Source organism: Aromatoleum toluclasticum ATCC 700605 (genome assembly GCF_000378245.1).
In the GTDB taxonomy this organism is placed as follows: domain Bacteria; phylum Pseudomonadota; class Gammaproteobacteria; order Burkholderiales; family Rhodocyclaceae; genus Aromatoleum; species Aromatoleum toluclasticum.
The window spans coordinates 87,463-101,350 of the sequence record NZ_KB899497.1; the positions used below are offsets into that span (position 1 = coordinate 87,463).

The window sequence follows — 13,888 nt, forward strand, 5'->3', positions numbered from 1 at the left end:
GGCGGACGCAGATGCGCTCCCATGTGACCGTCTCGCCCGACGAAGTCGAGATCACGGCTATCCGCGCCCAGGGCGCGGGCGGGCAGAACGTCAACAAGGTGTCGAATGCGGTGCATCTGCGCTTCGACATCACCGCCTCGTCGCTGCCGGCGGACATACGGGAGCGGCTGCTGCAGGTGGGCGACCAGCGCATCAGCAAGGACGGGGTCGTGATCATCAAGGCGCAGAAATTCCGCAGCCTGGAGAAGAACCGGACCGAGGCGCTGCGGCGGCTGGAAGAGCTGATCAACCGCGTGGCGGCGCCGCCCAAGGCCCGTCGCGCCACCCGCCCGACGCGGGCCTCCGTTACCCGGCGCCTGGAGGGCAAGGCGCGGCGCGCTTCGGTGAAGGCAGGGCGGGGGAAGGTGGGGGAGTAGGGCGCACGCCTGGCCGGTGGCGGATGCGGGGGCGTTGCGGCGCGCGATAAGGAATCAGGTCGCGTCGAGCAGCTTCGTGCATTCGTCCATCAGTGTGCGGGCCAGGTCGGAGTCGTACCTGGGGTCGAGCGCCTCCATCATCTCGTGCGTGGTCTGCAGCCCCGCCTCGCGCGACAGTGAGCCGGCAATCTGGCGGGCGAATTGGTCGGTCAGATCCGACAGGTGACGTCGATCGGCCAGCGGGAGGTTGCGCCCGCTGCGGCCGAGCCAATCGGCGACGAGACTCGCACCCTGCGCCGCGGTAGGCCATTGCCCGTGTTCGTAGAAGACGGACAGGCGCTCGGCCGTCAAGGCGAAGAGCAGCGCGGCGCGGGTGCCGCGGCTGTCGGCAGGGGGAAGGGAAGGGGGCTGTGGATGCATCGGGCCTTACTGTAACCCATCCCCACCCCGACCCTCCCCTTGAAAGGGAGGGAGCACAACACCGCGCCGATAAGTGCACGCATAGCGTGCAACACTTCACTATCTTGTCTATCGGTGGGAATCGTCATGACTGCCACTCAGCTTTCCTGCGGCCTGCTGGTCATCAACGAGCGCGGCGAGTTGCTCGTCGGTCATTCGACCGGAAGCCGCCATTGGGACCTGCCCAAGGGGCTCATCGACGAGGGGGAGACGCCGCTCGCCTGTGCGCTGAGGGAGACGCGGGAGGAGTTCGGACTGGTGTTCGATGCCGGCCGCCTCACCGATCTCGGTCGTCATGCGTACTATCGCGGCAAGGATCTGCATCTGTTTGTCGTCCGCACGTCGTCCGGGGAGACGCAGGCGGAGCGGTGCCGGTGCACGAGTTACTTCGCGCATTACGTGACGGGCCGGCAGGTGCCGGAGGTGGATGGATTCGCGTGGGCCGATGACGCGCAGCTTGGTTCGCTGCTGGCGAGGAGCATGCGCGTTTTGCTGCTGGATAAGGGCTTGCTGGCCGACGCCCGATCGCGGGCCGAGGTCGATCCGGCCGGCGAACGCGAATAGTCGAGCGTGCGTGCGCGGGCGCGCCGGGCGTCCCGCGTCCGGGGCTGTCCACATATTTACGTACATGTATATTTGGACAAATATAATTGCTGTAATACAATAGTCCGTCCCTCGAACAGCAAGAGGAGACGATTCCATGTGCGGAATTGCCGGAGAAATCCGCTTCGACAACATGGAAGCGGATGCTTCCGCCGTCGGCCGGATGGCCGACACACTGCGCCCGCGCGGCCCTGATGCCGGTGGTGCGTTCCAGCAGGGCCGCGTCGCGCTGGCCCATCGCCGCCTGAAGATCATCGACCTCAGCGAACGCGCCCAGCAGCCGATGGTGGCCGCGGATCTCGGCCTGACGCTGGTGTTCAATGGCTGTATCTACAACTACCGCGAACTGCGCGCCGAGCTCGAAGGGGAAGGCGAGCGTTTTTTTTCCGACGGCGACACCGAGGTGCTGCTGCGCGCCTATCGCCGCTGGGGCACCGACTGCGTCGCCCGCCTGCACGGCATGTTCGCGTTCGCGATCTGGGAGCGCGACAGCGGCCGCGTGGTGATGGCGCGCGACCGTTTCGGCATCAAGCCGCTGTACCTGTCCGAATCGGCCGACGGCAAGCGCCTGCGCTTCGCTTCGTCCCTGCCGGCAATCCTTGCGGCGGGCGACGTGGATACGGGCATCGACCCGGTCGCGCTCGAGCATTATCTGATGTGGCATGCGGTGGTGCCGCCACCGCACACGATGTTGCGCGGCGTGCGCAAGCTGCCGCCTGCGACGGTCGCGGTGTTCGAGCCGGATGGCAACCGCCGCGACCTGTGCTACTGGAATCCGCCCTTCGGGACCGATCCGGCGCTGGCCGATACGCCCTACAAGGAGCGCGAGCGCATGGTGCAGCTTGCGCTAGAGAAGGCGATCGAGCGCCGCATGGTGGCGGATGTGCCGGTGGGCGTGCTGCTCTCGGGCGGGGTCGATTCGAGCCTCATCGTCGCGATGCTCGCTCGCGCCGGCCAGGACGGGCTGAACACCTTCTCGATCGGTTTCGAGGCGGCCAACGGCGAGCACGGCGACGAGTTCAGGTACTCGGATCTCGTCGCGAAGGAGTTCGGCACCCGGCACCACAAGATCCGGGTCGACGATGCGACGCTGCTCGCGCGCCTGCCGGATGCCATCCACGCGATGTCCGAGCCGATGGTGAGCTACGACAACATCGGCTTCTACCTGCTTTCGAAGGAGGTCTCCAGGCACGTGAAGGTGGTGCAGAGCGGGCAGGGGGCGGACGAGGTGCTGGCGGGCTACCACTGGTATCCGCCGCTGGCGCAGAGCAGGGATCCGGTGGCCGACTACGCCCGTGTCTTCTTCGACCGGGACGAGGACGAATACCTGCACACGGTGGCCGAGGCGTATGCGAGTCCGGGCGCGAGCCGCGCGTTCATCGCCCGCCATTTCGCCCGTCCCGGCGCGGCGACGGCGCTGGACAAGGCCTTGCGCGTCGATGCGACGGTGATGCTCGTCGACGACCCCGTGAAGCGCGTCGACAACATGACCATGGCCTGGGGGCTGGAGGCGCGCGTGCCCTTCCTCGACCACGAGTTCGTCGAGCTCGTCGCCCGCCTGCCTGCCGAGGACAAGCTCGGCGACGGCGGCAAGGGCATCCTCAAGGCGATCGCGCGGCGCGTGCTGCCGCGCGAGGTCATCGACCGGCCGAAGGGCTATTTCCCGGTGCCGACCCTGAAATACCTTGCCGGCCCGACGCTGGAGTGGGTCAGGGACGCGCTGCACAGTCCGGCGGCGCGCGAACGCGGCCTTTTCCGCCCGGCCTGCATCGAGCGCCTGCTGGCGGCGCCCGAAAGCCACATCACGCCGCTGCGCGGTTCCAAGCTGTGGCAGGTCGCCCTGCTCGAATTGTGGCTGCAGTCGCATGGCGTCTGACCGGAAGGAGAACACGATGAACGTCGCCGACGAACGTAACCCGCTCGACCCCGCCGACATGATGTCGCTGCGCCACTGGGAGAGCGCCGCCGAGCTGCCTGCGCATGCCGAGATGGAGAGCGAGGCGATCGTCGACTGCGGCTGGGGGCGCCTGATCTTCGGCCAGACTTTCGCCGATCCGCAGGCGCTGGCCGAGACGATCCGCCGCGAACAGCCGGGCAGGCGGGACATCGCGCTGTATCTGCGCGATCCGCAGGTCGTGATCTCGTTCGCGCCGCAGGAGCTCTTCATCGACCCGTCCTACACCTTCCGGCTCGCACTCAGGCAGCGCGTCGCTGAGGCCGCGGCCGAAGGCTGGACGATACGTGCCGCGGGCCGCGACGATGCCGACGCGATCCGGCGCATCTACCAGGCGCGCGGGATGGTGTCGCCCCCGCGCGCCTTCTTCGCGGGACTGAAGGCGCGCGACGACGTGGATCTGCTGGTGGCGGAAGATGCCAACGGGGACAGCATCCTCGGCGTCGTCACCGGCGTCGATCATGTCAGGGTCTTTCAGGACCCCGACGGCGGCGCGAGCCTGTGGTCGCTGGCCGTCGATGCGCAATGTACCCATCCCGGCGTGGGCGAGGCGCTGGTACGCGCGCTGGCCGTGCTGTACCGCGGACGCGGACGCAGCTTCCTGGATCTTTCGGTGGTGCACGACAATGCGCCGGCCATTGCGCTGTATGAAAAGCTCGGCTTCGCGCGCGTTCCGGTGTACTGCGTGAAGAAGAAGAATCCGATCAACGAACCGCTCTTCCTCGGCCCGGATCCGGCCGAGGATCTCAATATCTATGCCCGCATCATCGTGCGCGAGGCGCGGCGGCGGGGCATCGGGGTGGAGGTGCTGGACGCCGAGCACGGCTACTTCCGCCTCAATCTCGGCGGGCGCATCGTCACCTGCCGCGAGTCGCTGTCGGAGCTGACCTCCGCGGTCGCGATGAGCCGCTGCGACGACAAGCGCGTCACGCTGCGCATCCTTGCTGGCGCGGGGGTGGCCGTGCCGGAGCAGATCGCGGCCGACGACGATGCCGCGGTCGCCGCCTTCCTCGCGCGCCACGGCCGGGTCGTCGTCAAGCCCGCCCGCGGCGAGCAGGGCCAGGGCGTGTGCGTCGATCTGGACGATCTCGCCGAGGTGCACGCCGCCATCGCCGCCGCCCGCAGGTTCTGCGAGAGCGTCATCGTCGAGCAGATGGTGTCGGGCGAGGACCTGCGCATCATCGTCATCGACCATCAGGTGGTCGCTGCCGCGACGCGCCGTCCCGCCGCGGTCGTCGGCGACGGCCGGCACACGCTGCGGCAGCTCATCGAGAAGCAGAGCCGCCGTCGCCAGCTCGCCACCGCAGGCGAGAGCCGCATCCCGCTCGACGACGAAACCGTGCGCTGCCTCAAGTCGCAAGGCTGCGCGCTGGAGGACGTTCCCGCCGCCGGTCTGCACATCCAGGTGCGCAAGACCGCGAACCTGCATACCGGCGGGACCATTCACGACGTCACGGCCGCTTTGCACCCCGAGCTCAGGGAGGCCGCCGAACGCGCGTCGCGCGCGCTCGAGATTCCCCTCGTGGGCTTCGATTTCATGGTCGCGGCGCCCGACCGTCCCGAGTATGTCGTGATCGAAGCGAACGAGCGTCCGGGGCTGGCCAACCACGAGCCGCAGCCGACTGCCGAGCGCTTCATGGACCTGCTTTTCCCGCAGACGCGCAGCGCGACGCGCGACGAACCGGAACGGAGGACGCATGCACCCTGACCGCGATTATCTGCAGGAGGTTTTGAGCCGCCTGCTCAACACGCCCAGCCCGTCGGGCATGACCGACGCCGTCGTCCATGTGGCGTGCAGCGAACTCGATGTGCTGGGCATTCCGTACGAGCTCACCCGCCGCGGCGCGATCCGTGCCTGCATCAAGGGCCGGCAGCGGAACCCGGCGCGCGCGGTCGTCGCTCACCTCGACACGCTCGGCGCGATGGTGAAGGGTTTCAAAGCCGACGGCCGGCTGCAGGTCGTGCCGATCGGGTTCTGGTCCTCGCGTTTTGCCGAAGGCGCGCGGGTCACGATCTACTCGGACAACGGCGTCATCCACCGCGGCACGTTGCTGCCCGCGAAGGCCTCCGGGCACACTTTCAACACCGAGATCGACACCCAGCCGGTGAGCTGGGACAACGTCGAGCTGCGCGTCGATGCGCGCACCGCGAGCGAGGCGGAGACGCGCGCGCTGGGCATCCACGTGGGCGACACGATTGCCGTCCATTCGAATCCCGAATTCGGGCCCGAGGGCTTCATCAACGCCCGCCATCTCGACGACAAGGCCGGGGTCGCGGCCATCCTCGCCGCATTGCGGGCGATCCGCGAGAGCGGGGTCAAGCTGCCGGTCGACTGCTTCCCGCTGTTCACGATCTCCGAGGAGATCGGCGTGGGCGCCTCGCATGTGCTGCACGGCGACGTCGCGGAGCTCGTTTCGATCGACAACGGCACGGTCGCACCCGGCCAATACACCTGCGAATACGGCGTCACGATCTCGATGCAGGACTCCAGCGGCCCCTTCGACTGGCACCTTACGCGCCGTCTGCTCGAATTGTGCGCGGCCGAGGGCATCGAGCACTCCCGCGACGTGTTCCGCTTCTACCGCAGCGACGCGGCCGCGGCCATCGAAGCGGGCAACGACATCCGCACCGCGCTCGTGTGCTTCGGCCTGGATGCCTCGCACGGACACGAGCGGGTGCATATCGACTCGCTCGACGCGCTCGCGCGCCTGCTGGTGGTCTATCTGACCAGTCCGCCGCTGTTCCATCGCGACCGCACGCCGCTCGGCCCGCTCGACGACTTCCCGCCGGCCGAGATGCAGATGCCCGACCTCGATGCACCCCCTGCGGAGACCCATAAGGAATGAACTTGTTCAAACAACTCCTCAACGACAACGGCCCCCAGGAGTGGACCATCGCCCTGCTCGCGATCGCCACCTGCATGCTGGGCCTGCATACCGTGCGCCGCCTGGCGCTGGAACGGCTGCGCAAGCGCCTGGCCGCCGGCAACGACGGCCCGATCGCACTGCTGGTCGATCTCCTTGCCGCCACGCGCGTGCTGCTCGCCGCCGCGATCGCGCTCTACATCGCCACGCAACTGCTGGAGCTGCCGGCGAGTTTCGACAAGGCCATAGACCGCGCCTTCGTCGCCCTGCTCGTGCTGCAGGCGGGTATGTGGGCCAATCGCGGGCTGGACTTCTTCCTGAAGCGGCGTTTCGGAGGCGGCGAAAGCGGCGACGAGGGGGCGCGCGAAATGACGCGCTCGCTGCTGTCCTTCATCGGCCGTGTCGTGCTGTGGGCGGTGGTGCTGCTGCTGATCCTCGACAACATGGGGTTCAACGTCACCGCGCTGGTCGCGAGCCTGGGCATCGGTGGCGTTGCCGTGGCCCTGGCCGTGCAGAACATCCTCGGCGATCTCTTTGCCTCGCTGTCGATCGCGATCGACAAGCCCTTCGTGATCGGCGATTTCATCATCGTCGATGACCTGATGGGCACCGTCGAGCATGTCGGCCTCAAGACCACCCGCATCCGCAGTCTCGGCGGCGAGCAGATCGTGTTTTCCAACAACGACCTGCTGGGCAGCCGCATACGCAACTACAAGCGCATGCAGGAGCGGCGCGCGGTGTTCGCGGTCGGGGTCACGTACGACACCCGGGCGGCGCAGCTGGAAGAGATTCCGGGCGTGATCCGCGAAGCGGTGGAGGCGCAGCCGGGTGTGCGTTTCGATCGCGCGCACTTCAAGGCCTTCGGTCCGTCGTCCCTCGATTTCGAGGTGGTGTATTACGTCGAAGAGCCCGATATCGTGCGCTATATGGACGCGCAGCAGGCGATCAACCTGCGGCTCGTGCGCGAGTTCGCCGCGCGGGGCATCCAGTTCGCGTTCCCCACGCGCACGCTGCATCTGAACGGCGGTGTGCGCCTGCTGCGCGAGGGCGGCGATGAAGCGCTCGAAACGCCGGCCGCGCGTGCCCGCAAGGCAGCCTGAACGCGCGCGTGCCGGAGCCGGACGCCCGGCGCGTGCAGGGCGCCCGTCGGGGGCCGTTCAGGCGTAGCCGCGGATCCGCATGTGGCTTCCGGCGGCGCCGAGGCTCACTTCGATGCCGGTGTCGATCTGCCGTTTCAGTTCATCGACGTGCGAGATGATGCCGACCATGCGGCCTTTCTGCTGCAGGTCGATGAGCGCCTTCATGGCCATGTCCAATGATTCGGGGTCGAGGCTGCCGAAGCCTTCGTCGATGAAGAGGGTGTCGAGCTGGATGCCACCGGCGTAGGACTGGACGACGTCCGACAGGCCGAGCGCGAGCGACAGCGAGGCCATGAAGCCTTCCCCGCCCGAGAGGGTGTTGGCGGGGCGGGCACGTCCGGTGTAGTCGTCGAACACTTCCAGATCCAGGCCGGACGCCTTGCGCGCGTCGGCGACGTCCATGCGGCGCTGCAGGGTGTAGCGGCCGCGGCTCATGGCCTTGAGGCGCAGGGACGCCTGGCGCAGCACGTCGTCGAGGAGGGCTGCGAGGACGAAGCGCTGGAAGGTGAGCTTGCGGCTGTTGTCGCCGTTGGCGACGGCTGCGAGATCGCCCAGCACGCGGTAGCGGTCTTCGATGTCGCCGAGCTCGCGGCGAATGCCGGCGAGGGTGTCGAGCGTCCTGCGCTCGTGGGTGATCTTCTCCTTGAGGGTGTTGTGCTGCGCGACCAGCAGTTCGATGCGCTCGCGCGTTGCGGCCTGGGCGGCCTTCAGCGCGGGCAGGTCGGGCGGCGTCTTGTCCGCGACGCAGCCTTCGGCGCGCGCCACGCGCTCCTTCGCGGCGGCGAGCGCCTCGTCGTGCGTCTGCAGGCGGCTGCGCAAGCCCGCGATCGCATCGGGGGAGCGGCGGCCCTGCAGGAAGCCGCCCTCATCGGCGAATCCGTGTTCGTGCAAACTGCGGGCGAGGGTTTCGCGGGCCTCCGTGCTGCGGCGGTCTGCCGCCGCGAGGGATTCGTGCAGGGTTGCCAGCGTGGCACGGGCGGCAGCGTCCGCCGCCTGTGCCAGTCGGTGCGTGTCCTGCGCCGCCTTCAGCTGTGCGAGGAGTTGGTCGCAGCGCGCTTTCGCCGCAGCGATCGCATGTTCTAGCGCGTCGTCTTCGCGCAGGGGCTCGGGGATGTGCGCCGACCGTTCGGCGACCCGGGACGCCGCGGTGGCCGCCTTGAGTCCGGCTTCCCCGCTCTTGCCGCGCGCGAGCTCCACCGCCTGTGTCGTCGCGGCGATGTCCCGATCGCAGGTTTCGATCCCGGCTTTCGCCTGGTTCAAGGCCGCTGCCGCCTGCCTGGCGGCGTCGAGTTCGCGCTCCAGCGTCTGCAGGGCCTGCCGCGCAGCCACCGGATCGGGGGCTTCGGCGGGCAGGCCGGATTTCAGGGTGTTGACGGTCGATTCATCGGCGGCGACCTTGTTGGCGGCTTCATGATGAAGGGATCGGGCGTGCTCCAGGGCCCCTTCGGCTTTCTGCAGGGCGGCTGCGGCCGTGCGCAGTTCGGCTTCGGTCGGAACGGCGTCGCCGCTGGAGGCAGGGTGAGGGTGTTCGAGGCTGCCGCAGACGGGGCAGGCGTGGCCGTCCGCGAGGTGGTGCGCGAGCACTGCGGCCTGGCCTTCGCGCCAGCGTGCTTCGAGGGCTTCCTTGTGCTCGACGGCGTGTCGGCGTCCGTCCTGCGCCGCTTCGAAGTCCCGCTGGCGCTTCGCGGCTTCCGTGCGGCTCGCCGCGAGGTCGGTTTCTGCCGCGGCGAGCTTGGTGAGCGCCGCGACGCGCTGGCTCTGCTGCTCGATCTGCACCTGCAGGGTGTCGACGCGGTTGGCCTGGGGGGTGTGGAGTTCGATCGTCTGCTGCAGCGCGCGGCGTGTGGCAGCCGATTTGTCGTGCTGCGTCTGCAATCCCGCGAGCGACTGGAGGGCCGACCGTGCCGCGGCGTCGGCCTCTGCGTGCTCGCGTTGTGCGGCTTTGAGGCCTTGCACCATTTCGCGCAGGCCGTCGAGGCGGGTGGATTCGCGCGTCGCGGCATCGCGCTCGGCTGCGCGGGCCGTCTCGGTATCCAGTGCGGTTTCGGCCTGGGCGAGCGCCGCCCTCGCGCTATCGGCTCCGGCTTCGGCCTTGCGCGCCTGTTCGGCAAGCTGCTGCATGTGCCGGCGCGCGTCCGCGAACCCCGCGTGTGCCGGGATGACGTTCTGTGCGCGGGTCGCGGCTTCGAGCTCGCGTCGTTGCGCATCCACGAGCACGGTGCCGGCGGCCAGCGTCTCCAGGGCCTGGCGCGCCGTGTGGACTTCGGCGAAGCGGGCGGCCAGCGCTTCGCCCGCGGTCAGCGCCGCGGAAGCCACGGCGTCTTCGCTGCGGCGCTGCTTCTCTTCGATGGCCAGCTCGGCAAGCCGGGCATCGGACTCGCCGACGCGGGTCAGGAGTTCTTCTTCGGATGGCGCGCCGGCCTGTTCCAGCAGCGTCGTGCGCCGTGCCCTGGCGGCGTCCGCCTGCTGTTCGAGCTGGCGCGCCGAGCCGTTGAGGCGTTCCTGCAGGCGCTTGTAGGTTTCGGTCGAGAACAGCGCCTCCAGGATCTTCTCGCGATCCTTGGAGTCGGCGGTGAGGAGCTTCCGGAACTGCCCCTGCGGCAGCATGATCACCTGGCGGAACTGGTCCGCCTCGAAGCCCAGCAGCGCGATGATGCGTCCGGTGACCTCGGTGGTCTTGCTCACCAGCGGGGTCCAGTCGCCCGCCCGCGCGGTGTCGCGGACGTGCAGCTCGGCCTTGGCGGGTGTTCTGACCAGTTCCTTCTTGCCGCGCAGGGCGGCGCGTTCCTGCTCGGGCGAGCGGCGGATGCGGTAGCGCGTGCCGCCCAGTTCGAACTCGAACTCGACTTCGGTCGGCACGTTGTCCGGGGCGTGGTGGCTGCGCATCTCGCGGGCGCTGCGTTCGCTGCCCGAGGTCTCGCCGTAGAGGGCGTAGCAGATGCCGTCGAGCAGCGAGGTCTTGCCCGCGCCGGTCGGGCCGTGGATCAGGAAGAGGGCGTCCGAAGGCAGCGCGCCGAAGTCGATTTCCTCGCGCCCCGCGAAGGGGCCGAAGGCTTGCAGTGCGAGACGGCAGGGTTTCATCGCGCGGCCTCCCGATCGGTCTCGGCGAGGGCGGCGATCTCGGCGTGCAGGAGCTGTCCGGCCTGTTCGCCGAGCGCGGCGCCCGTCATCTCGCGATAGAAGCTGGCGAAGAGGTCCTGCGTCTCGACCTTGCGGTGATCCGTGCCGGCTTCGAGACCGGCTCCGCTTCCGGACAATTGCGGGCGTTCGATGGAGAGCGCGTTGGGGTAGGCCGTGCGCAGCTTGCTCATCGCGTCGAGGATCGCGCCGGTGTCGGAGATGCGCGCAAGCACGTAGTCGTCGCGCCGCGGATCGCCGGCCGCGCGGTGGACGATGTCTTCGAGCGGGCCTTCCAGGATGCGCAGGTCGCGGCGCGGGGCGAGCGGCAGGCGGCGGATCGAGGTTTGCCCGCGGCCGTCGATGTCGACCAGCGAGACGCTCTTGCCGTGGCCGGCTTCGGCGAAGGAGTACTTCATCAGCGAGCCTGCGTAGTCGAGGCGGCCGCCTTCCAGTGCCTGCGGTCGATGCAGGTGGCCCAGGGCGACGAAATCGAAGCCGTCGAAGACGTCGCTGCCGACTGCGCCGCTGCCGCCGACCGAGAGGGGGCGTTCCGATTCCGAGGCCGTGCCGCCGATCACGAAGGCGTGGGCGAGGACGACGGAGCGCCGTGACGCATCATGGAGTGCGCGCACGCGGTTCAGTTGCGCCCGGAGGCCGGCGTGATGATCGGCGATGGATTCTTCGGCCAGGCAGTGCCGCAGCATGGAGGGCTCGGCATAGGGCAGGGGATAGAACGCGACTTCGCCGTCGTCATCGCGCAGGATCACCGGCGCGACGTCGGCCGTCACGGTGCCGCGGACGGTCAGGCCGGCTTCGGACAGCAGGCGGGCGCCGAAACCGAGCCGGTCCGGGCTGTCGTGGTTGCCGGCGATCACGATGACCGGCACGCGCTCGCCGATCACGATGCGGGTGAGGGTGTCGTCGAGCAGGCGCACTGCCTCGGCCGGCGGCACGGAGCGGTCGTAGATATCCCCGGCGATGAGCACCGCGTCCGGTTTTTCGGAATGGATCAGCGCAACGAGCTCATCCAGAACCTGCGCCTGGTCTTCGAGGAGCGACACGCCGTGATAGACGCGGCCGAGGTGCCAGTCGGCAGTATGGAGGATTCTCAATTCGTTGATCTCGACGGGATGTGTGGTGCCACTCGGCTGGCGGGACGCGGCCGGACGTGAAATATCGCTCATCGCGGCCCGCCTGGCCACTGCTCCAGTGCAATCGCATGAGGCCCCGCAAGGAGGAAGGAACCCGGCGCATTCCGCCAATCCGCCGGACGAAGGCATTCGAAGGCCGCGTGCCGGCGTGCCTGCTGATCGAGTCGGGGGTGAACGCGCAGGACGTCATCCCGGCCGTGCGCGCGTCGCGCAACGCGCCGCCAGCTTGTCAGCGTTGAGTGCATAATCAGCGCTCATTCCCGACCAAGGAGATACGCATGGAGCACGTGTTGGGCGTGATTGCGCTCTTCGGCATCATTGCCTGGGCCTGCATCCGGGCGATGCGCAGGCCGCGCACGTAGCCGCAGTCATGCGATGGCGGCCGCCTGGCGAAGGCCGGGCGGCGTCGCCACTGCGGTCGGCGTCGACCTGCACGACGCCGGTGGAGCCGGCTGCTCAGCGCGTGTCGGCAGTGCCTGTGCGGCCGTCGAAGGTTTCGGCGACGTAGCGGCGCATCAGCGGCGTCTCGGGGCCGATATGGAAGGCGAGCCGGCGTTCGCGCAGGCCCAGGTCCGCGGCGGTGAAGCGTTCGAGGCGGCGCTGGTGTTCGATCCAGTTCTCGTCGAGGAAGTATTCGATGTAGCGCTCGGCGCGCGACGTGTCGCGGAACAGGCCCCAGGACAGCGCGCCCTGGCGCAGGCGGGCGCGGCGGGTTTCCTGCATCACGGCGTTGAAGTCGGCGGCGCGCGCGGGGTCGATGAGGTATTCGATGGTGACCATGACCGGCCCCTTGTCCGGTTCGATGTCGATCGCCAGCGGCGGCAGTGTCGCGACGACGGCCGCGGGGCTGTGGTCGACGTCGTGTGGCCGGATGGCGGCGTGGCGGCGGGTGAGCAGAAGCAGCACCGGGCCGACGACGGACGCGACCAGGATGCTGGTGGTGACCGACGTCAGGTTCGCCACGTAGCCCCACAAGGCAGCGCCGGCGGCGCTTCCGCCCATCAGGGCCATCTGGTAGATCGACATGCCGCGGGCGCGAACCCAGTTCGGGAGCCCCATCTGCGCTGCCACCGTGAGCGCGTTCGCTGTTGCGATCCACGCCATGCCGGCGACGAACATCGCCGGAACCGCGACCCATAGTGTCGGCACGAGGACGACAACGGCGGCGCTTGCGGCGTGCAGGAGGGTGCCCCAGCGCACGAAGTCCTCGCGCTCCATCCGCCGGCGCAGGCGCTCGAGGTTGAGCGCGGCGAGGATCGCACCGCCGCCCATCGCCGCGAGCAGGCTCGTGTAGGCCGTCGCGCCGCCCGCATGGAGGTCGCGTGCGACGAGCGGAAGCAGTGCGGTCAGCGAGGTTGATTGCAGGAAAAACAGGAAGATGCGGGCGAGGACCGCGCGCATCGGCGGCGACTGCATCACGTGCTGAAGGCCCACGCGCATCGCCGCGACGAAGCGTTCGCCGGGGAGGGTGCTGACCTTCGGCTCGGACTTCCAGCGCAGGATCATCACGAAGGCGAAGATCGACAGCAGCGCGTTGAGCATGAAGACGTAGACGCTGCCGGCGCCGGCGAGCAGTGCACCCGCGACCACCGGGCCGATGATGCGCGACATGTTCATCGCGACGCCGTTGAGCGCGAGCGCCGCGGGCAGGTCGCGGCGCGGCACGACGTCGGGGATGATCGCTGCGAACACGGGCCATCGCATCGCGAGGCCGATGCCGTTGGCGAAGGTGAGCGCGAGCAGCAGTTCGGCCGTCAGCGCGCCGGAGAAGGCCAGCCCGCTCAGCAGCACCGCGGTGATCGCAACCCACAGCTGCGTCGCGGCGAAGTACTTGCGCCGGTCGATGATGTCGGCCAGCGCGCCGCTCGGCAGGCCGAGCACGAACACGGGCAGCGTCGAGGCGGCCTGCACCATCGCGACCATGAAGGCGCTGCTCGTCAGCGACGTCATCAGCCACGCGGCCGCGACGTCGTTCATCCACATCGTGATGTTCGCCGCGAGCCACGCGAGCCAAAGCATGCGGAACATGGGCAGGCGCAGCGGCGCCAGTGTGGACGGATTTTCGCTCAAGTCGGCTGGCACCTCGTTTCGTCCTCGCGCGAAGCCCGGGGGCGGGGGGGGACAGCATACTCCGCCCGCAACGCCCGCGCCCGTGGAGGACGACCCCGGCAATCGCCCTGCG

At 68.9% G+C, this 13,888-nt stretch carries 10 protein-coding genes; 6 read left to right on the forward strand and 4 right to left on the reverse strand.

What is annotated here, in order from left to right:
* The first annotated feature begins 11 nt into the window (after positions 1-11).
* A complete protein-coding gene (gene arfB / locus F464_RS0113340; protein WP_018990325.1) occupies positions 12-416 on the forward strand; it encodes an alternative ribosome rescue aminoacyl-tRNA hydrolase ArfB in 405 nt (134 codons plus the stop codon).
* 54 nt (positions 417-470) lie between these two features.
* On the opposite strand, the gene F464_RS0113345 is transcribed toward arfB, so the two are convergent.
* Complete coding sequence (locus F464_RS0113345) at positions 471-836, reverse strand: hypothetical protein (protein ID WP_018990326.1); 366 nt, start codon at positions 834-836, stop codon at positions 471-473.
* A 126-nt stretch (positions 837-962) separates the two neighbouring features.
* Between F464_RS0113345 and F464_RS0113350 the strand changes: the two genes are divergently transcribed.
* The 5 genes from F464_RS0113350 (at position 963) to F464_RS0113370 (ending at position 7,396) form a co-directional block, all read left to right on the forward strand.
* Complete coding sequence (locus F464_RS0113350) at positions 963-1,439, forward strand: NUDIX hydrolase (RefSeq protein WP_018990327.1); 477 nt, start codon at positions 963-965, stop codon at positions 1,437-1,439.
* Positions 1,440-1,575: 136 nt separating this feature from the next.
* Entirely contained in the window at positions 1,576-3,354 is a 1,779-nt protein-coding gene (locus F464_RS0113355; protein ID WP_018990328.1) for an N-acetylglutaminylglutamine amidotransferase, read from the forward strand.
* 16 nt (positions 3,355-3,370) lie between these two features.
* Complete coding sequence (gene ngg / locus F464_RS0113360; protein ID WP_018990329.1) at positions 3,371-5,140, forward strand: N-acetylglutaminylglutamine synthetase; 1,770 nt, start codon at positions 3,371-3,373, stop codon at positions 5,138-5,140.
* Positions 5,130-6,278: an osmoprotectant NAGGN system M42 family peptidase gene (locus tag F464_RS28475; protein ID WP_018990330.1), complete on the forward strand. Its 1,149-nt coding sequence runs from the start codon at positions 5,130-5,132 to the stop codon at positions 6,276-6,278. Before ngg ends, F464_RS28475 begins: the two co-directional genes overlap by 11 nt.
* Positions 6,275-7,396, forward strand: a complete 1,122-nt coding sequence (locus F464_RS0113370; RefSeq protein ID WP_018990331.1) for a mechanosensitive ion channel family protein — start codon at positions 6,275-6,277, stop codon at positions 7,394-7,396. Before F464_RS28475 ends, F464_RS0113370 begins: the two co-directional genes overlap by 4 nt.
* A gap of 57 nt (positions 7,397-7,453) precedes the next feature.
* Here the strand turns inward: F464_RS0113370 and F464_RS0113375 are convergent, their stop codons facing one another.
* From F464_RS0113375 to F464_RS0113395, 3 genes are all read right to left on the reverse strand, one after another.
* Positions 7,454-10,516, reverse strand: coding sequence for an AAA family ATPase (locus tag F464_RS0113375; protein ID WP_018990332.1), 3,063 nt, complete (start codon positions 10,514-10,516; stop codon positions 7,454-7,456).
* Positions 10,513-11,739 carry an exonuclease SbcCD subunit D gene (locus F464_RS0113380; protein WP_018990333.1) on the reverse strand — a complete coding sequence of 409 codons (1,227 nt, stop codon included), beginning with the start codon at positions 11,737-11,739 and terminating at the stop codon, positions 10,513-10,515. The genes F464_RS0113375 and F464_RS0113380 overlap by 4 nt, the downstream gene beginning before the upstream one ends.
* Before the next feature lie 423 nt (positions 11,740-12,162).
* Positions 12,163-13,776 carry an MFS transporter gene (locus F464_RS0113395; protein WP_228216273.1) on the reverse strand — a complete coding sequence of 538 codons (1,614 nt, stop codon included), beginning with the start codon at positions 13,774-13,776 and terminating at the stop codon, positions 12,163-12,165.
* Positions 13,777-13,888: the final 112 nt, after the last annotated feature.

Coding starts and splice junctions, on each gene's coding strand:
- F464_RS0113380 (WP_018990333.1), bottom strand. CDS start 11,739: ATGAGCGATATTTCACGTCCGGCCGCGTCCCGCCAGCCGAGTGGCACC.
- F464_RS0113370 (WP_018990331.1), top strand. CDS start 6,275: ATGAACTTGTTCAAACAACTCCTCAACGACAACGGCCCCCAGGAGTGG.
- arfB (WP_018990325.1), top strand. CDS start 12: ATGCGCTCCCATGTGACCGTCTCGCCCGACGAAGTCGAGATCACGGCT.
- F464_RS0113375 (WP_018990332.1), bottom strand. CDS start 10,516: ATGAAACCCTGCCGTCTCGCACTGCAAGCCTTCGGCCCCTTCGCGGGG.
- ngg (WP_018990329.1), top strand. CDS start 3,371: ATGAACGTCGCCGACGAACGTAACCCGCTCGACCCCGCCGACATGATG.
- F464_RS28475 (WP_018990330.1), top strand. CDS start 5,130: ATGCACCCTGACCGCGATTATCTGCAGGAGGTTTTGAGCCGCCTGCTC.
- F464_RS0113350 (WP_018990327.1), top strand. CDS start 963: ATGACTGCCACTCAGCTTTCCTGCGGCCTGCTGGTCATCAACGAGCGC.
- F464_RS0113355 (WP_018990328.1), top strand. CDS start 1,576: ATGTGCGGAATTGCCGGAGAAATCCGCTTCGACAACATGGAAGCGGAT.
- F464_RS0113345 (WP_018990326.1), bottom strand. CDS start 836: ATGCATCCACAGCCCCCTTCCCTTCCCCCTGCCGACAGCCGCGGCACC.